This window comes from Gilliamella sp. M0364, from assembly GCF_016100565.1.
Taxonomy (GTDB): Bacteria; Pseudomonadota; Gammaproteobacteria; order Enterobacterales; family Orbaceae; genus Gilliamella; species Gilliamella apis.
Window position 1 is genome coordinate 623304 of the sequence record NZ_JACFSF010000001.1, and the last position, 21487, is coordinate 644790.

Below are 21487 nucleotides of genomic sequence, written 5' to 3' on the forward strand. Positions count from 1 at the left end.
ATGTTAATGCGTGGTTTTTTGTGTTGGATATTACTTGCTATTTCATGCTTTGCTGTAGCTGAAGAATCAATACCTGTTATTGATAATGAAGATCAACTTGCAGAAGTGATCACTAAACTTGATGAAAAAAATGAAGATCTTCGTCAGAATATGGAGTACCAAAAATCACATTTAACCAGCATTATTAATGAACAAAATAATATTAATACCCAAATTTCACATGTTCAAAATACCCTTGCCACGCTTGCTGAACAAGGCGAATGGTTAAGTTTTTCAACGGCGTTAGGTGAAACTCTGCGCCAACAACTATTGCGATTACCAGAAAAACCTAAGTCACAACCACTTGATGCTGAAATCGCTGAAGCAAAAGTTCAACAACTTAATTATTCAAATACCTTAAACGGATTAGAGAATTACCCAACATTAAGTATTCCTCTTAATAATCTTAAATCTGCCAGCCAATATCGACGATTGTTACGCGAACAAAGTGAACTACTTAAAACATTAATTTCAGGAACTGATACCACGATTCTTGAATTAACTAAATTAAAAATTTCCAATAAACAATTAACCAATGCCATTGATGAAGTTAATGATGCGGCGCATCGTTACTTCTTTTGGGTTGCTGATGTTAACCCTATTTCACTTAGTTTTCCTTTAGACTTAGCCAAAGATGTGGTTTATGTCACCGTTTCAATTGATACACTATCACAACTCTACAATGCTAGTTTAGAAGTGCTTAGCGCACCAAAACCACTATTCTTTTTAGTATTATCAATAATGTTTGTATATGTGCATTTTAAAATGCGTGGCAAATACAACACATTTTTAAATAAATCAGCTACTCGAGTCGGTAAAGTCACCCAAGATAGTTATTCTCTGACTTTAAAAGTCATTATTTTTTCATTGATAATGGCATTACCTGTACCTATTTTGTGGGCTGCATTAGGTTATGCACTACAAATTAATTGGGATTACCCTGTCGCAGTTGCTTTAGGCTATGGTGTCAATGCCGCCGCACCTATTTTGTGGGTGTTCATTATTACGGCACACTTTGCTTCCCCAAATGGATTATTTATCACTCACTTTGGTTGGGCAAAACAAAATGTTCGTCACGCAATGAAATACTATCAACTATCTGTTTGGGTCGTGATCCCATTAGTTGTCATTGTGATGAGTTTTGATCAGTTTAGTAATCGCCAATTTGCTGCAACTATTGGTCGTATAGCCTTTATTATCCTCTGTTTTGCCTTAGTGTTTATGACTAATTCAATTCATCGAGCTGGCGTTCCTCTTTATATTGATAAGAAAGGTTCGGGTGATAATGTATTAAGTCATATTTTGTGGTTTATGCTATTAAGTGCACCTTGGCTAGCCATCATTGCTGCTTGTTTAGGTTATTTGTCGACAGCAGAAGTTTTACTGGGCAGATTAGAAGCCTCAGTCATAATCTGGTTTGGCTTATTAGTTATTTATTTTATGATTCGTCGTTGGATGTGGATACAAAAACGTCGTATTGAATTCGAACGGACTAAACAGCGCCGATTAGAACGAATGCAACGCGCCAAAGGTATAGAAGAAGATATAACTGCAATCAATGATAATGTTGATGAACCTATTATTGATTTAGATGCGATTAGTGCTCAGTCATTACAATTAGTCAGATCGATTATTATGCTAATAGCCTTAATTAGTATGATCTTACTTTGGTCGGAACTTCATTCGGCTTTTGCCTTTATGAATAATATAAAGCTTTGGGGCACAAGTACCATTATCAATGGTAATGAGATCGAACAACATATTACACTTGGTGCGGTGTGTATCGCTATTTTAGTCATGACCATCACTGTTCAATTAGTTAAAAATCTACCTGCATTACTTGAGTTAGGCATTTTACAACATTTAGATTTAGCTCCAGGCACTGGATATGCGATTACCACAGTATCAAAGTACATTATTTTGATGATAGGTTGTATGATTGCTTTTTCATTCATTGGTATAGATTGGGCTAAAATTCAGTGGTTAATTGCTGCACTTGGTGTTGGTTTAGGTTTTGGTCTACAAGAGATCTTTGCTAATTTTATTTCCGGTTTAATTATTTTGTTTGAAAAACCGGTAAGGATTGGTGATACCGTTACGATTCGCGATTTAACTGGTAATATCACTAAAATTAGTACACGAGCTATTACTATAGTCGATTGGGATCGTAAAGAAATTGTCATGCCGAATAAGGCGTTTATCACCGAACAATTAGTCAATTGGTCATTATCCGATTCAATCACTCGTATAGTATTAACCATACCAGCAACCATTGATGCAGATAGTGAACTGGTTATGAAGCTTTTACAACAAGCTTGTGAAGAGTGTGAATTTGTACTTAACGATCCAGAACCACAAGTCTTTTTAGTTGATATTCAAGAAGGAATCCAACTGTTTGAATTACGGGTATTTGCGGCAGAAATGGGACATCGAATGAAATTACGCAGTGCCATACATAAACTCATTTTAGATGCTTATCGACGTCATAACTTGACCTTACCATTCCCGCCATTGCAAACGAACTTAGAAGCACTTGGTCGTAAAAGTGGTCGCCGAAGTTACACTATTGGCACAGTTTAGCCAAAAATTGTTTCTAACCATGGCACCCCAAAAGCTCCTGGTGCCAATAGGACAAATGCCCAGATAGGAGCAGAAGCCACATTAGCAATATTGAATTTTGTTGCTGGCATATGCATGGTGCCAGCTATCAAAGGAACGACTGCTCGCAAAGGACCAAAAAATCGGCCAATAAACACCCCAAAAGTCCCATAACGCTGAAAAAACTGTTCAGCACGAAATACCATTTTCGGATATTTATTCAATGGCCATGAAGCTATTACCTGTTGATGATAATGTTTGCCTAACCAATAAGATATTAGATCGCCGATAATAGCCCCGCATGATGCAGCAATCAAAACAGGAACAAACGAAATCACCCCAGTTCCAATCAAAGCTCCGGCTCCTAATAAAATTGCGGTAGCAGGAACAAGTAAAGAAATGATAGCCAATGATTCACCAAATGCTAATAAAAAAATAATTGGCAGCGACCACACTTGATGAGTTTCAATAAATTGCATAATTGTATGCGTAATTTCATTTAATGACATAAAGTTGTCAACCATAATTATTTTAGATAGGCTTTATTTTAACACAACAAATATATGATAGTTCTAATTGGACTAATCATTGGTAGAATCTAACAAAATCAACCAACCTAAATATTGGCCTTTTTATTGCTGCTAAGCTAAGTTATTATATTTAAAATGATAGCTAGATTTAGTCATACAATTATTACGAGATAAACCATGACAGTGGGCATTAAAAACTTTAATGTAAATAAATTTAAACATGGTCAATTACAGCCGTCTGAAGATGATACTGTAGCCACAGAAAAGCCAGTGGCGCTAATTTATAATGGTATTTCTCATGTCGTCATGATGGCAACCCCGAAAGATCTCAATTATTTTGCTATTGGTTTTTCATTAACTGAAAGAATTATAGAATCAGTTAGTGAAATTTATGGCATTGATATTATTGAAACAGTACAAGGTATTGAAGTCCATATTGAACTATCGTCAAGACGTTTTATGCAATTAAAAGAAAAGCGTCGCAATTTAACTGGTCGTACTGGTTGTGGTATTTGTGGTACAGAACAAATAGAGCAAGTTTGTCAATTTACTCCCCCTCTTTTATCAAACAATAAAATCCGTTTATCTGATTTTCATCATGCCCTTGATTATCTAACCAAAGTACAAACTGTTGGAGGACAAACCGGTTGTACGCATGCGGCTGTATGGTTGGATTTAACCGGTAATTTTATTGCTGGATTTGAAGATATCGGCAGACATGTTGCATTAGATAAATTGTTAGGTTATCGAGCAAAAATACAACAAGAAACTAAGCAAAACATACAAGGAATAATTCTTGTTTCTAGCCGAGCTAGTTATGAAATGGTACAAAAAACAGCTCGTTGTGGTGTAGAAATTCTATTTGCCGTATCAGCAGCAACGACAATGGCAATTGAACTAGCCAAACAAAGTAATTTAACTTTAGTTGGTTTTTTTAGAAACACCCAAGGAGTAATTTATACCGATAGTGAACGAATCACTGAGAAATAGGCTATCAATAATAAATTCAGACTAAACAATTATTTTACATAACCAATAAAATAATTAATCATTCAATTTATTGATTTTTCATATAAAAATAAATTTAGTTCAATATATATTATTTCACACCTTTCTTTATTTATCGAAGATCATCATAATATACGCCGAAAATAAGAACAACTTTGTTTTTATTATATATTCTTTTTTAAATGATTGTTCTATTTTTAATCAATTATCAGTTATTGATATTATAAATAATTTTACATAACTGATTAGTAATCATAATGATTTTCTTGAATTTAAAATTAAATCATTAGTAAAAAAGTTTCTTAAATAATGATTTTTAATCGTGTTATCAATTAAGCGTATACTTAAATTTGAAAGGATAGTGTCATGCATCAAACAGCAGATATACAACAAGCAGTAAACTATATTCAACAACAAACAGATAAAAAACCTACAATCGGAATTATACTTGGATCTGGTTTAGGCCCTTTTGCCGATACTCTTGAAGATGCAGTACATATTCCTTATGACAATATCCCTCATTTTGCCAAATCTGCTGCTGTCGGTCATGCTAATGAATTAGTTATTGGTAACTGTGGCGATAAAACCGTTGTTGCCATGAAAGGGCGCTTTCATTACTACGAAGGATTTTCATTAGATCAAGTTACCTTCCCTGTTCGGGTAATGAAAATGCTTGGCGTAGAAAAACTTATCATTACTAATGCCTGTGGTGCAGTTAATACTAGCTTTAAACCTGGTGATTTAATGATAATTACAGATCACATTAACTTGACCGCTAATAATCCATTAATGGGGCCAAATAATCCAGAATTAGGCGTACGTTTTCTTGATGTAAGCGAAGTATACAATAAACAATTACGCGCAACTGTTAGCGAAGTAGCAAAAGAACTTAATATCACGTTACAACAAGGTGTCTATGCATGGTGGACTGGTCCGACTTATGAAACGCCAGCAGAAATTAGAATGATTAGAGTATTAGGTGCTGATGCTGTTGGTATGTCAACCGTACCAGAAGCAATCATTGCTCATCATTCAGGTATTAAAACCATCGGAATCTCATGTTTAACCAATATGGCTTGTGGCATTTTAGATCAACCTTTAGGTCATGAAGAAGTTATTGAAACCGCTGAACGAGTTAAATCAACTTTCTTACAATTGATTACTAAAACAATTGCTCGTTTTTAGTTTTTAATAAGTCATTCTAAAAAGTAATTTTTTATAATTTTATATTAGCAGTTCACTTTATTTTGGATATAAATAATGAACATAAAACATAGATTACAAGTCATGATGTTTTTCCAATATTTTATTTGGGGAAGCTGGTTAACAACTTTTGGTATTTATTTGATCAATACGTTGAATTTTTCTGGTTATGACGTTGGTTTGGTTTACAGTACTAAAGGCTTTGCTGCATTAATTATGCCATTTATTATTGGTATTATTGCCGATAAATTTATTCCACCTAAATACTTATTTATGCTTTGTCATACTATTTGTGCTATTGCATTATTTTATGCAGCCTCAGTAACAACACCCAATCAACTGTATTGGGTGATGCTGGTTAATGCAATGGCTTTTATGCCAACTATAGCATTATCTAATTCATTAAGTTATCACTGTTTAGATAAAAGTAATTTAGACACTGTTACGGTATTCCCAAAAATCCGTGTTTTTGGAACTGTAGGTTTTATTATCGCAATGTGGACCATCAGTTTACTAAAATTCGATATAAGCAATGCCCAACTCTATATTGCTTGTGGGGCTTCCATTATTTTAGTTATCTATAGTGCGACATTACCCAATATTGGAATCACCAAAAACCAACAACAATCATGGATTTCACGTTTAGGTTTAGATGCATTTGTGTTATTTAAAAAACCAGTAATGTTGATATTTTTTCTGTTTTCGATGTTGTTAGGCGCTATATTACAAATTACTAATACCTTTGGTGGTGCGTTTTTAAAAGATTTTGGCAGAATTGCCGAATTTCAAGACAGCATAATTGTTCAACATCCAGCGATATTATTATCTGTATCGCAAATGGCTGAAGTTGCTTTTATTTTGACTATTCCGTATTTTCTTAACAAATTTGGCATAAAGAAAGTCATAATGATCAGCTTAATAGCCTGGACACTTAGATTTGGCTTCTTTGCCTATGGTGATCCAACACCATTTGGTTTTGTATTATTGATGCTATCAATGATTGTATATGGTTGTGCATTTGACTTCTTTAATATCTCAGGCTCCATCTTTATTGAAAAAGAAGTTAATGCTAATATACGTGCTAGTGCCCAAGGGTTATTTATGACCATGGTTAATGGTATCGGTGCGATTATAGGTTCATTTATTAGTGGTATTGTGGTTGATATCAATACACATGATGGATTAAAAGATTGGCACTCAATATGGTTAAGTTTTGCTGCTTACGCATTAGTTTTAGGTATAGTATTTTATTTTACCTTTAATTATGATCAACATAAAACCGAATCTGCGAAGTAATAACTTATCAATATAAATAAGGGATAACCCATCCCTTATTTATCCTCTGTTTTTTTGAGTATTCCCATACCGTAAAAATAGTGACATAAAGCCACAAGATATTTCTTGTTGGTTATAATTTTTATGTGCCAATAATTGACGACACATATAGTTTTAAAAGTAATGAGATTTAGTTATGAAAGAAAAATTTTTAGGTGGTTTATTAGTTTTTTTAGGCGCTTGTAGCTTCGGCGTTCTCTCTTCTATTGTCAAGACCGCTTATAAATCAGGTTATACACTTGGCCAAGTGACTGGAGTTCAATGTTTCTTAGGTATGCTGATATTATGGGGGATCCATTTTATAGTAAAAGCTACCAATAAAAATAAAGTAACGAATAAACACAAAAAAAGCTCAACTAAAAAATGGCATGTATGTGCCGTTGGTATATTTCCCGGTTTAGTTGGGATTTGTTATTATCAATGCGTGCAATTGGTTCCTGCATCTATAGCTATTATTTTGCTTATGCAATATTTATGGATAAGTGTAATTATTGATTTTGTTATTTTTAAAAATAAACCAACACCTATTCAGTTAGTGACTATCATTACAATTATCATTGGAAGCTGTTTAGCAGCAGGTATATTCAATCAGACCATTAAGTTGAATTTAACGGGGTGTTTATTTGGCTTTTTAGCTGCTTTAATGTATTCGCTTTTTATTACCACTAGTAGCAATATTGGTAACGAATTGCCAAAATTAGAAAAAAGTGCACTCATGATAACCGGTGCTTGTATTGTCACCTTTATTATTTTTCCACCACTATTTTTCTTTGAATTAAATATTGATGATAAAATTTACCAATTAGGTTTCTTACTGGCATTATTAGGTACTGTCTTACCACCTTTTTTATTCTCGGTAGGTATTCCAAAAATTGGCATCTCATTAAGTGCTATTTTATCAGCGGCAGAACTTCCCGTTGCGGTAACATGCTCTTATTTCTATTTGAGAGAATCGGTATATTTAAACCAATGGATTGGGGTGATCATTATTTTGTTGGCAATTGCCTTACCTAATTTAAAACACCTGAAAAAATAATAATCCTGCAATGTATTAAGTGTAGTAATAAAATTACTGCACTTAATTGTCTGTATCATAATTACTCTTGTACATGGCTTTTAAGCCATTGTACAAAAACATCTATTTTAGGATTATATCTTTCATGTGAGCGGCAAATATAATAACGCTGTGCACATGGTGCTTCCATATCTAAAAAAGGGGCTATCAGCTGACCCGATTCAAGATATTTTTTGATAGTCTGCTTTCTACCAATGGCAATTCCTGCATTATTGATTGCAGCAGCAATGACATGGTCTGAACGATCGAATAACAAATTTTGCATTTTAATAAAATCAAAAGATAACGAAAAGTAATTTGCCCATGTGCACCATTCATCAAAACTAAAATCTAGCATATCACCTGAATTATAATGTAATAAAATACATTTTTTTAAATTTTCGATATTGCAAAGTAGATTAAATTGCTTAGCATAATCAGGGGTACATACCGGAATAAGTGTTTCACTAATTAAATGTTCACAATCTAATTCATCATAATGCAAAGAATCATAATAGATTGCTAAATCAACTGGATATTGGTTGAAATTAATAGGTGCATTTCCTGATATCATATTCAAATTGATATGCGGATAAAGTTCTGTAAATTGCGATAATTTAGGGAGCAAATATTCTTGAATAAAAGAGGGGCAAGAGTAGATAGTGATAGCACCGGTAACATCCTTATTTTTAATATCGACAATTTCTTGATTTAAAATACTTAATGATTTTTTAACCACAGCAAATAAATTCTTACCATCATTGGTCAAAGTTATCCTTCGATGAAATCGGTTAAATAATTTAAAGTTGAGTTCTTCTTCCAGTTTGTTGATTTGATGACTTACAGCACTTGGACTAATACAGAGTTCTTCAGCGGCAGAAGCAAAAGATAAATGGCGAGCAGCAGACTCAAATGTATGTAACTTTGATAACTGATAACGATTAATAAAACGGCTACTATTTGATACTTTATCTTCACTATGCATTTGCAGTGATCCCAAAGAACACTATAAAAGATCATTCTACTAATCTAATCTATTACCGTTCGGAAAGCCACTATTTTTTATCCGGTTAATGTGATGTCTATGTTGCAACAATTTAGCTCATGCAAAGTTAACAATAGATCATTTGTCAAATACTAGACAAAAAAAACAAAAAATACTAGTATTTATTATTGTAAAAAGTGTAGTATTATCTAGGATACTAGATAAAAGTAATCTATATTTTTTATAAGTTTTAATATCTATAAAATAAAGTCTTTACCGTGGTTGATATATTTTGTTATTTAGTACATTTAGTAAAATGACACAAATGAAGTAATGTTATCTGTAGGTATTGAAAAGTTTATTGATCGTCTCAATATCATTATTGATATTCTAAATTAAGAATGATTAGCGTTTCTTTGATAAGAATAAGTTGTTTTTCAAAAGATATTTTTAGTAGCGTAATAACATAAAATTAAGTCCAATATGATAATTTAATAAAGTCTATCCTTTTTTAGTGAACGTTTTCCAGAAGGTTTGATACTTCTAAAATGGACTTATATCAACCAGTGATTGGCATTCGAGGTATCAATATATCTCAAATCTAAATCATCATCCTAAGACATGCAGTTTATTATTATAGATTAATAACTTGATAAACAAGCATATTAAGATTTATCTAATTTATCTTAAACCAATTAATAAAAGCTACATAGTTATTACTATATGTATTATAGATATAGTAAATATTAGCCAAGGCTTGTATTTTAATAACAGGAGGCTCAGCAAAATAGTAGGTTTAAAACAAGCTATTAAATAGCATGTTAGTCTTATTTATATCGTAACAAGATGATTTTTTCTTAAATCATTGGTTTTAATAGTCAGTAGTAAATAGCAGTATAGTAACAGTCTTAGTTGTTTTGTATGTGTAAACATAAAGTTAAACAGATATGCCTTGACAATAATGAGTATTAACACTGTTTTATTGTCAAATTTATTGTTCTATTTTTACCCTGAATTAAAAGGAAGTTACAGAATGAAGACATATAAAAAACCATTATTCACCTTAGTGCATAGCAATGATGCTATACCTGAGCATAAAACCTTAGCGTATCTTGACCCAACATTAAATGATTATACAGATCATATTGATGAAATTATTGGTTTACGTATTAAGGAATTGAAACTTCACCATTCTGAATATAGGGAATATCATGATGATAAACAAAATAATAAGTCAGGTTTTTCTTTTATTTTTCAAGAAATATTTGAATCAGAACATCATAAAAAACAAATTGGTATGTTGAAAGATGAGCTCTTAATTGCCAAAGAATCAAATAGAGTAAAGAAATTGCTGAATGATCGTTTAAAGGAATTTGCGAAGTTTTACCCTGAAATACAATTTAACTTGAATAATGTTCAATCTCTACCACCCAGATTTAAAGATTACCTTTTTGCTCCACCCTTAGTCTTAACTGAAGATAATACTATTATGCTTTGGGATGACTAAAAAAACTTAACAATAATTAATAAGGCAAAATCTACAGTATTGACATACTGTAGATTTTTTATTTTAACCTTCTAAATAATTTTAACTATTAAATGCACTTTCACCATGACTATTGATATCAAGTCCTTCACGTTCATGCTCTTCAGATACCCGTAAACCAACACTAAAATCAGCAATTTTATAGGCAATATAAGCAATGATTGCCGTCCAAATTACACAAGTGATAACACTCATTAACTGTATACCAACTTGACTTGTCATAGTGATGCCATCGGCATAACCTGTTCCGCCTAATGACTCAGAAGCAAAAACTCCAGTTAATAGACAACCAACAATACCACATACACCATGTACACCAAATACATCACAGGTATCATCAACTTTTAATATCCTTTTTAAAGATGACACACCCCAAACACCGGCAACCCCACAAATAAGACCAATTAACATTGCACCGCCAACACCAACAAATCCTGCAGCTGGAGTGATACCAACTAATCCAGCAATCACACCTGATGCTGCCCCCAAACATGATGGTTTACCACGTAATATCCATTCGGCAAATGACCACGCTAAAACAGCGGCAGCAGTTGCGGCAACGGTATTAATAAAAGCTAAACCAGCAATTTCATCAGCATGTGTTGACGATCCGGCATTGAAACCAAACCAACCGATATATAATATAGCTGCACCTAAATAAACATAAGGTAAGTTAAACGGTTTTAATGGTTCTCGATTGTAACCAATACGATTTTTAAGCATATAGGCACCGAGTAAACCAGCAACAGCGGCATTGATATGTACCACAGTACCACCAGCAAAATCCAATGCGCCTTCATCACCAAGAATTCCCCCCCCCCAAACCATATGCGCCATCGGAATATATGAGAAAGTGAACCATAACACCATAAAAATAAGAACTGCCGAAAAACGAATTCTTTCTGCAAAGGCCCCCAAGATTAAACAGCAAGTGATGCAAGCAAAAGAACCTTGAAATGCAATCCAGATCATTTCATAGATCGAACCAGAAACATCAGTAATACCGACATTAGCCAATAAAAAATGGTCAAAATTACCAAAAAACCAGTTACCTTCACCAAAGGCTAAAGAGTAGCCATAAGCTATCCATAACACAGCAATCAACGAAAATGTCACTAATACTTGCGATAACATGGATAAAACGTTTTTAGATCTTAATAACCCACCGTAAAAAAGTGCAATACCTGGTACTGACATAAATAAAACTAATGCGGTACAAATCATCATAAAACCATTATCAGCTTTATCTGCAACTACTATTTCATCGGCAAACACTGGACTAGCTAAAGCCAATCCGAAACAAAGAATAAATTTTTTCAACATAATGATATCCTTATTGATAATTACAGTGCTGACTCATCAGTTTCACCAGTACGAATACGAACGACATGTTCTAGCGGAGTAACAAAAATTTTCCCATCCCCTATTTTTCCCGTATAAGCAGCTTTACTGATGGTACTAATTACTTCATCAAGCAATTCATCACTAATTGCTAGCTCAATTTTAACTTTAGGTAGAAAGTTGACATTATATTCTGCTCCACGGTACAGCTCGGCATGACCTTTTTGTCGCCCAAATCCCTTAACTTCAGTAACAGTTAAACCAGTAATTCCAATATTGGATAGTGATTCTCTGACCTCTTCTAATTTGAAAGGTTTTATAACTACGGTGACAAATTTCATCCATTACTCCTTATTACTATTAATGTTATTAAAGTTAATGCAAGGAGCATGCCAAAATTAGTCTAGAATGATTAACCATTGAAATATTTGTTATTTTTAAAATTGGTTGATGATTATTATTATGTAAAAAATTTTGAGGAAAGGGGTTTTTAAAGACAAAAATAGGCTTTCTAGCGCACCAATTTGGTGCTTATGCCTATTTTTGGTGCCGATAGATATTAATAATCAGAATGTTACCATTAGTTTGCGATATTCGTCATAAGCAAAATGATCAGTCATACCACTAATATAGTCTTGAATTAACCGGCAACGATAATAAAATTCCCAACATTTAAAGCTACAATGCCCTTTGTCCAATAATGCAATAGCTTGTTGATAAGCAACACAATGTTTTGCCGATAATTTATGATACAACCGTGTTTCGATAGGATAGTTTTTATGATTACTTGTTTTGGCTAAGTTAATAAAATCATCTGTTGACATATTTAGCAGTGGACTATAAATATCCAATAAACCCGTGATTATTCGATAACCTTGTAATTCAATATTTTCAACCATCTCATGATTAAAGATATGTTCAAATCCAACTGTTTTAAATATATTCAGTAATTTATATTCAGCTTCATGATCTTCAAGTAAAGCGTGATTAAATGAACCATGATAGATTGTTTCTATATTTTCAATGAATCGTTCAGCTGCATGAGGTACCAATTTAGCAATAGTATTTACCCGTAAATACATAAAGAATTGGTCAATACCTATCGCTTCAAATTCATTTTTTTTCAAATTGTCATAAGGTTTATTAACAACTTCATCAAATAAATCACCTTTTTTAACTGGGCCCCATGCATCTTTTAAATAATGGTAAAGCTGTTGCACAGTTAAAATTTTCTTTTCTACAGCATCTTCTAGATCAGCAATACAATAAGAAATATCATCCGCCGCTTCCATAATATAAGTAAGTGGATAGCGATGAAATGGTTGGATATCCAGTTGCTGTGATAATTCATTAACAAAATATTCTTCAGACAGATAGTATCCAGGTTTTTTCATCAAATAGCTGAATTCATCTGGAATATCATTAGACCAATAAGCAGGTTTGGAATATTTTAGAATTGAAGCGATTTGTGAATAAGTTAAGTTAAGTCGAAGAATTGTATGCACCAATCGAATTGCTTGAGCATTACCTTCAAAGTTTGCAAGATCTTGGCGAATTTTTAATTTTAATGATTTGAGTGATTGCTTATCGGTCTCATTAATATTAAGTATTGGATAGCTTGAATCATTATCAATTCCCAAACGCGCAGTAAACCACTGATTGATCGCTGCTTCACCAAAATGGCCGAATGGTGGATTACCAATATCATGCATTAAACAAGCCATTTCAACTAAGCTTTCTATAGACATGACGGATTTATCTAGGCCAAACGTCTTTAATTTTCCAGAGAGACTAAGACGATTAACAATCTCCTTGACGATATAACGACCAACTTGTTGTACTTCCATTGAATGAGTAAGCCGAGTTCGCACAACAGAATTACGCTCTAAAGGAAATACTTGTGTTTTTTGCTGTAAACGCCGTATCGCTGCTGAATTAAGAATGCGACCCCGATCACTTTCAAAAAAGCGCAAGACAGAATATTCATCCGACGCTTGACGTTGTTTACTGGCATATCGTTGATAATTAATTTTTTTATTAAAATCGATCATATCGCAACCTGAGGTTCAATCAGCTATAATTTCTGTTTTGCCCACTCGATTGGTGAACCATATTCTGCTGGTAGCATAGAAGCAAGTTGATTTAAAGCGTCGATCAATTTTTGACGATGTTGATGGCTTAAATTGATATGGCCAACTTTACGCCCTACTCTTACTTCTTTTTCATACCAATGCAAATGAACTAAATCTACCGCTAACCAATTAATGTTGAATTCGGTACCAATTAAATTCACCATCACTGATGGACAAAAAACATCTGGCTTAGGTAACGGTAAATCTAAAATAGCCCGTAAATGTAATTCAAACTGACTAATAGAAGCACCGTTTTGCGTCCAATGACCACTATTATGTACCCTTGGAGCCAATTCGTTAATTAATAAGCTATCACCAATGACAAAACATTCCATTGCCATTACGCCGATATAATTAAGCTTATGCATAATCTTTGCTAGCATCTGCTCAGCGCTTGCCTGTAATGTCTCATTTTCACATGGGATAGCAACACTCATTTTTAATATGCCATCTTGATGCAAATTATTAGTCAAAGGATAAAAAACAGTTTCCCCTTTGGCATTTCGAGCCCCAACCAGCGACAGCTCTTTTTCAAAAGGAATCGCTTGTTCAACAATAGCATTTTCATAAACGTCATTTGGCACAGTGATGTCATCATCTACAGAAAGTCGCCATTGCCCACGACCATCATAACCACCGGTTCGACGCTTAACAATTAGTAGATCACCTAAGTTTTCAAAAAAATTCGGCCAATCATGCTGATTATTAACAGCAAACCATTTAGCTGTTGGTAAGTTCAGTTCATCAAGTAACTGTTTTTGAGTTAAACGGTCCGCAATAATAGGAAATACATCTCGATTAACAAACTGAGGATGACTAGCTAAAATTTGCGTAAGTTGCGTTTCAGGCCAACGTTCAATTTCAGCAGTAATAACAGAATCTTGATAAGGGATCGATACAGGTTCAACATCTAGTCCTACAGGATAAACATGAATACCTAATGGTTCACCTGCCTGTCGAAGCATACGCCCTAACTGGCCATTCCCTAACACACAAACAGATCGAATTGTCATATTATATCGCTACTCTCGGATCAGGATTATTTAAAACTTCATCAGTTTGACTTAATCGCCAATTCGATAAACGTTGATAAATTTCTTGGTTATGTAATGCGAGAATTTGCGCAGCTAATAAGGCTGCGTTTGCGGCTCCAGCTTTACCAATAGCTAAAGTTCCTACAGGAATGCCTTTTGGCATTTGTACGATAGAATAAAGACTATCCACACCACTTAATGCAGCACTTTGAACTGGCACACCTAAAACAGGAACTAAGGTTTTTGCCGCTAACATACCAGGTAGATGAGCTGCACCACCAGCACCAGCTATGATGACATCAAAACCTTTTGTTTTAGCATGTTCAGCAAATTCGAATAATTTATCTGGAGTACGGTGAGCAGAAACAATTTCAACATGATAAGTAATGGCTAAAGTATCTAAAATATCAGCAGCATGCTGCATAGTAGCCCAATCACTTTTCGAACCCATTACAATGGCAATTTTTGGTTGAGTATGCATAGATGATTATAAGGAGATGTAAATATTAAGTGTCGAAAGTATACACTAAAATTTGATAAATGGGATAGCAAGAAGTATGACTTCTTATCAATAAGTTAAACTGAATATTCGGACAATTTAAGCTAATATATAAATAAAACAGCTAATCTCATAATATAACGTTATTAAATCCGCCAATATATGGCGGATAATGATATAAATTTATGGATTAACGGCTGCAACGATTTTAATTTCAACCAAATACTCTTTTTTCATTAATCCTGCCTGAACAGTACAACGAACTGGAGCTTTCCCTTTTGCTACCCATTCATCCCACGCTTTATTCATGGCAGGGAAATCACTTTTATTTACCAAAAAAAGGGTCGCATCTAAAATACGACTTTTATCACTATTTGCTCTTGCTAAAATTTTATCTATTTCAGCTAAGGCACTTTGGGTTTGCGTATAAGCATCATCACGTAAATCTGTTGGCACACTTGTATAATAGATCACATTATTATGGATCACCGCTTCCGACCATCTATCTTCGGGATCTATACGAGTAATTGTCATTATATTTTCCTTAAAAACTTTTTATTAAGATACTTTGATAAAATCAGATCGTAATTTTTTGATCTCATCACGTAAAACACCTGCTTTTTCAAATTCTAGATTTTGGGCAGCTTCATACATCATAGCTTCAAGCTCTTTAACTCTTGCTTGAACTTCTTTGACCGAAACATAATTATACTGTCCACCAGGTTCAAAAGCTTGTACTTTAGCCGTAGCTTTTTTCGTGCTTAAACCAGCATCTAAAACATCCTTAATTTCTTTACGTACTGATTTTGGCGTAATACCATGAGCTTCATTAAAATCTTCCTGTTTTTTACGACGGCGCGCTGTTTCGTCGATCGTTTTCTGCATAGCTGGTGTGATTTTGTCGGCGTATAAAATCGCTTTACCATTCACGTTTCGAGCTGCACGACCAACCGTTTGGATTAATGAACTTTCTGAACGCAAAAAGCCTTCGCGATCAGCATCTAAAATTGCAATTAATGATACTTCAGGGATATCTAATCCTTCTCGTAATAAGTTGATACCGACTAACACATCAACCTTACCGAGACGAAGATCGCGTATAATTTCCATTCTTTCTACAGTATTAATATCCGAATGCAAATATTTAACATTAACATTATGTTCAGATAAATAATCAGTTAAGTTTTCAGCCATACGTTTAGTTAAAGTAGTGACTAATACTCGCTCATCTTGATTTATTCTCACTTTAATTTCAGATAATAGATCATCAACTTGAGTAGCAACCGGTCTAACTTCAATAATCGGATCTAATAAACCTGTAGGTCTAACAACCTGCTCGATAATTTCACCACCCGATTTTTCAATTTCATATTTAGCTGGTGTTGCTGAAACATAAATTGTTTGTGGCATTATGTTTTCAAATTCTGAAAATTTTAGCGGTCGGTTATCTAATGCTGATGGTAAACGAAAACCATATTCAACTAAATTAAGTTTACGTGATCTATCACCATTATACATCGCCCCCAATTGCGGAATTGCCACATGAGATTCATCGATAAATAATAAGCCGTCAGCAGGCAAATAATCAAACAATGTTGCGGGTGGATCTCCGGCTTTACGTTGAGCTAAATATCTTGAATAATTTTCAATTCCAGAACAGTAACCAAGTTCGGTCATCATCTCTATATCAAATAGAGTCCGCTGAGTTAATCGTTGTTCTTCTAAAAGTCGATTATTATCCAACAAAACTTTTTGGCGTTCTTGAAGCTCTTGCTTAATTTCAGCAATCGCATTGTCCATAATATTTCTTGGGGTTACATAGTGCGTTTTGGGATAAATTGTAATACGAGGTACTTCATTAATCGCATTGCCAGTTAATGGATCAAACATAACTATCCGTTCAACTTCATCATCAAAAAGCTCAACACGTACAGCTAGTTCATCTGAATCAGCAGGGAATATATCAATAACATCACCTCGTACCCGAAACGTACCACGACTAAAACCAATTTCATTACGGGTATATTGTAATTCAGCTAAACGCGTTAAGATTGAACGCTGATCAGTGATGGTACCTCTTGCTAAATGTAAAATCATGGACATATAAGTTTCAGGTGCACCTAAACCATATATGGCTGATACTGAAGCCACAATCACTACATCACGGCGTTCTAATAACGATTTAGTAGCCGATAAACGCATTTGCTCAATATGCTCGTTAATTGAGGCATCTTTCTCAATAAATGTGTCAGTAGAAGGCACATATGATTCTGGTTGATAATAATCATAATAAGAAACAAAATATTCCACCGCATTATCAGGAAAGAATGCTTTCATTTCACCATATAACTGCGCCGCCAAAGTTTTATTAGGTGCTAAAATAATAGTTGGACGATTATGCTTGGCAATGACATTGGCCATAGTAAATGTTTTACCTGAACCTGTAACACCTAATAATGTTTGATGCGCTATCCCATCATCAAGATTTTGATTTATCCGATCAATTGCCGCGGGCTGATCGCCAGCAGGTTTAAAATCAGAACATAATTTAAATTTTCTCATTACTCGCAACCTAAAATTTTACCTATTAATAAAAATTATCCCCAAAAAACACTTGACCTTTAGAAATGTTATATTTTTTGTTCAGTTAAGCTAAAAGAATGTAAAGCCGCCTTAACAAACAACCCTTGATTTATGATAACTAATTGATATATATAAATATTCAAAATCATGATTAAGTTGTAATCAAATCAAACAAAAACCTGATGAGCATTGAGGTTAACACACTTTTCAATCAACTATTCACAGACTTATCCACAGGCATAGGGGATAACTTGCTAAGTATAATCAATATAAACTTTTTTCCAAATTTTGACTAAATTTTGAGCTATTTAAAAAACTTTTTTTATTGATTATTCCTATTTTTAAAACTTAATTTAATAGTTTTTATCTAAACAATTTTTTAATACCTTCTATTTTATATTGATAGCCAACAGTCTCATTAGGCACAAAAGTTAATCGATGAGTGATGCATTTTGGCGCATCTTCTGTATGATGGGAAACAAACAATAATTGTGTATTACCTCTATCAATTAAATTATCAATCCAACTTTTGACCAATTCACGATTCAAATAATCAAGTCCCTGTAATGGTTCGTCTAGAATCAGTAACGTTGGGTGTTTCACTAAAGCCCTAGCAATTAGGACTAAACGTTGCTGCCCCCATGAAAGCGATTGAAACGGTTTCTCAGCTAATTCGGTTAAATCTAATAATTGCAACCACTGTTTAACTAATTTTAATTGTTTATCACTAGCTGTTTGATATACGCCAATTGAATCAAAATAGCCTGATACTAATACATTTTCCACACTTAAACTAACTCGGTAATCTAGATGAAAACTACTACTTACATAGCCAATATGACGCTTGATGTCCCATATAGTTTCACCAGATCCTCGTTTACGTCCAAACAGTGTCAAATCGTTACTATATCCCTGAGGATGATCACCCGTTATTAGACTCAATAATGTCGATTTTCCTGCCCCATTTGGCCCAACTATTTGCCAATTTTCATTAGCTTTTACTAACCAATTTAATCCATTAATAATTGCTTTACCATCATATTGAACAAAACCATTATTTAAAATAATCCGATCTAAATCGTTGGGTAATGGCACAGAAACTTCATCAGGCTCTGGTAAAGTAAAATTAGATAAATGTTCTAAATTAGCAAGTTGTTTAACGGTTACGTCATCTAATATGGTGTCTTTTGTGCCATATTTCAATAGCTGACAATTAGCCAGTAATCCAATATATTTAACAAATGGAGGAATCTCATTAAAACGATTTAATACCATTACAATAGTAATATTTTGTTTTGATAGTTGACTGAGTGTTTCAGCTAAATTAGCTCGAGATGCAACATCTAAACCATCAAATGGCTCATCTAAAATTAATAGTTCAGGTTTACTCATTAATGTGCGACAAATTAAGGTTTTACGAGTTTCTCCGGTGGAAAGATATTTAAAACGACGATTTAAAAGATCTGCTATACCAAATTGTAGTGCTAAACTTTCACAAAGTGCTTGGTTTTGATTATGTTCTTGGATAATCTCAGCCGTAGTTAATCCAGTATCATCTTCTTTATCGCTTAGCATGTCGGTATTATTTCGTTTCCATTCATCATCGATTATTTTCTGTAAGTGCTCAAAGGATATATGCGCAACAGATTTAAAATGATTAATTACTTTCCCTGATAATACTGTTTGATCACCAGCTAATGCTTTAGCTAATACTGACTTACCCGATCCATTTCGGCCGACAAAAGCAACAATATCACCAGCATTAATCGTCAAAGACTCGATAGTAAAAACGCGGAAATCACTAATTTTATATATTGTATTTTCAATTTGTAACATAAATACCTCAAATGACTAAACTAATGTAGCAATGATAATATGTTGAGGATCGATAGATATGGTTGTTTGCTGACCTTCGATTAACTTTACACGATTAACTTCGCTGGTTAATTTGCTTGCGTAAAGTATCATACCTGATGGCAATGAAAATGAAATTTCAGATAACTGACCATCAGTGATTATTTTTTCAACTTTAACCGTTAATTGATTTTCATTTAAATTATTCAATTCAATCAAAGGGGCTTTAATAAGTAAAAGCACGGTTTTATTAACATCTATTTTTAAATGTTCAATACTTTGCTGAGTTATATAAGCTTTTAGTTCCGTTTGATTATCATTTAATTTAACCTTTACAAATCCGGCAATATTACTAGTTTCAATATTTGCAACACTACCATAAATTTGATTACGAGCACTGGTTTGCAATGATAATCTAGCTGTGATTTTTAAAATATCATCCAGCGCAATATTGTCATCATTTAAAATATTAAATGCATTATATTGTAGCTGAGTTAATAGATCGTAAAGTTGTATAAATCTAACTGCGTAAGCACTAAGTTTGGTACCGCCACCATTTTTTCCTCCTGTAGCGGTAATCAAAAAAGGGGTTGGTGCCAAATTATTGATTTCATTAATCGCATCCCATGCAGTTTTATAACTTATACCGATTTGTTTGGCGGCTTGACTTAATGAACCTGTTTGATCTATCGCTTTTAGTAGGGCAATTCGCCGTGGATCAGTAAATAATTGCTGATTTAAGTTTAAAGTTAATAAAATTTCTGGTGACAGCATTATTTTGTGCCTTATTAGATTAAATAAACCATTATTAATGGTAAAGTTATTCTATTGTAGACGTTTTTTTATTTTCCACCAAAAATTGTAATCATATCTCTTTATGAACAATAAAATTTCACTAACAAGTAAAGATTAATTGTACATTATCGGTAAAGTTTGATAGCATCGTTATGCATTATTTTATATAACGAAAATAAGGGATAATATGAAAAAAATCACTGGATTAATCATAATATTAACAGCTTTATTTGTGAGTTTATCTGCAACAGCCAGTCAAAAAATCACAGTATTTGCAGCAGCATCGCTGACTAATGCAATGCAAGATATCGCAACTAGTTATAAAAAAGAGCATAAAGATACCGAAATCGTATTTTCCTTTGCTTCTTCTTCTGTTTTAGCTAAACAAATTGAACAAGGTGCTCCAGCAGATATTTTTATGTCAGCAGATCAAAAATGGATGAATTATCTTATTGAACATAAAATTACAACAGAAAAACAAAATTTGTTAAAAAACGGCTTAGTTTTAATAGCGCCAAAACAATCTAAATTAGACAAAGTAGATATCAATACAGAGACTAACTGGCAAACAATTTTACCCAAAGGCGAAAGATTAGCTGTCGGTGATCCTGACCATGTCCCTGCCGGACTGTATGCTAAAGAGTCTTTAACTAATTTAGGCGTATTTGATAAATTGTTACCACAAATGGCTCCAGCAAGTAATGTTCGTGATGCGTTAATGTTAGTTGAACGCAATGAAGCTGCATTAGGGATTGTGTATAGCACTGATGCAAAAGTAAGTGATAAAGTGAAAGTCGTTGGTAGTTTTCCTGCCGATACATTCAAAGCTATTGAATATCCAATAACATTATTGAAACCTGAAGCAAAAGAGTTTTATCAATATTTAAATTCACCAACAGCACAAAATATTTTTCAAAAATATGTTTTTTTAACTAATTAGTATTCTGAAAA

General features: G+C 33.5%; 18 protein-coding genes. 7 read left to right on the forward strand and 11 right to left on the reverse strand.

What is annotated here, in order from left to right:
* The gene (mscM, locus tag H3U96_RS02825; RefSeq protein WP_198195516.1) at nt 1-2619 is read left to right on the forward strand and encodes a miniconductance mechanosensitive channel MscM; all 2619 of its coding nucleotides are present in this window, start codon (nt 1-3) and stop codon (nt 2617-2619) included.
* Here mscM and H3U96_RS02830 read toward each other — a convergent pair.
* Entirely contained in the window at nt 2616-3146 is a 531-nt protein-coding gene (locus tag H3U96_RS02830; protein WP_086320258.1) for a DedA family protein, read from the reverse strand. The two genes, mscM and H3U96_RS02830, sit on opposite strands and share 4 nt — an antisense overlap.
* Nucleotides 3147-3344: 198 nt before the next feature.
* On the opposite strand from H3U96_RS02830, the gene fdhD reads away from it, so the two are divergent.
* The 4 genes from fdhD to H3U96_RS02850 all read left to right on the forward strand — a co-directional run bounded on the left by fdhD (nt 3345) and on the right by H3U96_RS02850 (nt 7749).
* Nucleotides 3345-4157, forward strand: a complete 813-nt coding sequence (gene fdhD / locus H3U96_RS02835) for a formate dehydrogenase accessory sulfurtransferase FdhD (protein WP_198195518.1) — start codon at nt 3345-3347, stop codon at nt 4155-4157.
* Between the two features lie 384 nt (nt 4158-4541).
* Nucleotides 4542-5360, forward strand: a complete 819-nt coding sequence (locus tag H3U96_RS02840; protein ID WP_086365465.1) for a purine-nucleoside phosphorylase — start codon at nt 4542-4544, stop codon at nt 5358-5360.
* Between the two features lie 75 nt (nt 5361-5435).
* Nucleotides 5436-6674: a nucleoside permease gene (locus H3U96_RS02845; protein ID WP_086365464.1), complete on the forward strand. Its 1239-nt coding sequence runs from the start codon at nt 5436-5438 to the stop codon at nt 6672-6674.
* A 175-nt stretch (nt 6675-6849) separates the two neighbouring features.
* Entirely contained in the window at nt 6850-7749 is a 900-nt protein-coding gene (locus H3U96_RS02850; RefSeq protein ID WP_065579290.1) for a DMT family transporter, read from the forward strand.
* Nucleotides 7750-7810: 61 nt separating this feature from the next.
* Here H3U96_RS02850 and dsdC read toward each other — a convergent pair whose 3' ends face one another.
* Nucleotides 7811-8752 (reverse strand): DNA-binding transcriptional regulator DsdC, encoded by a 942-nt coding sequence (gene dsdC / locus H3U96_RS02855; protein ID WP_065579291.1) that lies wholly within the window; start codon nt 8750-8752, stop codon nt 7811-7813.
* A gap of 1033 nt (nt 8753-9785) precedes the next feature.
* Between dsdC and H3U96_RS02860 the strand changes: the two genes are divergently transcribed.
* Entirely contained in the window at nt 9786-10259 is a 474-nt protein-coding gene (locus tag H3U96_RS02860) for a hypothetical protein (protein WP_086360414.1), read from the forward strand.
* A gap of 81 nt (nt 10260-10340) precedes the next feature.
* Here H3U96_RS02860 and amtB read toward each other — a convergent pair whose 3' ends face one another.
* The 9 genes from amtB to H3U96_RS02905 form a co-directional block, all read right to left on the reverse strand.
* Nucleotides 10341-11621 carry an ammonium transporter AmtB gene (gene amtB / locus H3U96_RS02865; RefSeq protein WP_086360413.1) on the reverse strand — a complete coding sequence of 427 codons (1281 nt, stop codon included), beginning with the start codon at nt 11619-11621 and terminating at the stop codon, nt 10341-10343.
* Between the two features lie 20 nt (nt 11622-11641).
* Nucleotides 11642-11980, reverse strand: coding sequence for a P-II family nitrogen regulator (gene glnK / locus H3U96_RS02870; protein WP_065579294.1), 339 nt, complete (start codon nt 11978-11980; stop codon nt 11642-11644).
* Nucleotides 11981-12205: 225 nt separating this feature from the next.
* On the reverse strand, nt 12206-13690 hold the full coding sequence (dgt, locus tag H3U96_RS02875) for a dGTPase (RefSeq protein WP_086360412.1): 1485 nt from the start codon (nt 13688-13690) through the stop codon (nt 12206-12208).
* Nucleotides 13691-13713: 23 nt separating this feature from the next.
* Complete coding sequence (purK, locus tag H3U96_RS02880; protein ID WP_086360443.1) at nt 13714-14778, reverse strand: 5-(carboxyamino)imidazole ribonucleotide synthase; 1065 nt, start codon at nt 14776-14778, stop codon at nt 13714-13716.
* 7 nt (nt 14779-14785) lie between these two features.
* A complete protein-coding gene (gene purE / locus H3U96_RS02885; protein ID WP_065579296.1) occupies nt 14786-15286 on the reverse strand; it encodes a 5-(carboxyamino)imidazole ribonucleotide mutase in 501 nt (166 codons plus the stop codon).
* Nucleotides 15287-15487: 201 nt separating this feature from the next.
* Nucleotides 15488-15838 (reverse strand): RidA family protein, encoded by a 351-nt coding sequence (locus H3U96_RS02890; protein ID WP_065613362.1) that lies wholly within the window; start codon nt 15836-15838, stop codon nt 15488-15490.
* Between the two features lie 24 nt (nt 15839-15862).
* Nucleotides 15863-17866: an excinuclease ABC subunit UvrB gene (uvrB, locus tag H3U96_RS02895; RefSeq protein WP_086360411.1), complete on the reverse strand. Its 2004-nt coding sequence runs from the start codon at nt 17864-17866 to the stop codon at nt 15863-15865.
* A gap of 384 nt (nt 17867-18250) precedes the next feature.
* On the reverse strand, nt 18251-19723 hold the full coding sequence (gene modF / locus H3U96_RS02900) for a molybdate ABC transporter ATP-binding protein ModF (RefSeq protein ID WP_086360410.1): 1473 nt from the start codon (nt 19721-19723) through the stop codon (nt 18251-18253).
* 15 nt (nt 19724-19738) lie between these two features.
* Nucleotides 19739-20515, reverse strand: coding sequence for a TOBE domain-containing protein (locus H3U96_RS02905; protein ID WP_086360409.1), 777 nt, complete (start codon nt 20513-20515; stop codon nt 19739-19741).
* 208 nt (nt 20516-20723) lie between these two features.
* Here H3U96_RS02905 and modA point away from each other — a divergent pair, with 208 nt between their 5' ends.
* Nucleotides 20724-21476, forward strand: a complete 753-nt coding sequence (gene modA / locus H3U96_RS02910) for a molybdate ABC transporter substrate-binding protein (protein WP_086360408.1) — start codon at nt 20724-20726, stop codon at nt 21474-21476.
* Nucleotides 21477-21487: the final 11 nt, after the last annotated feature.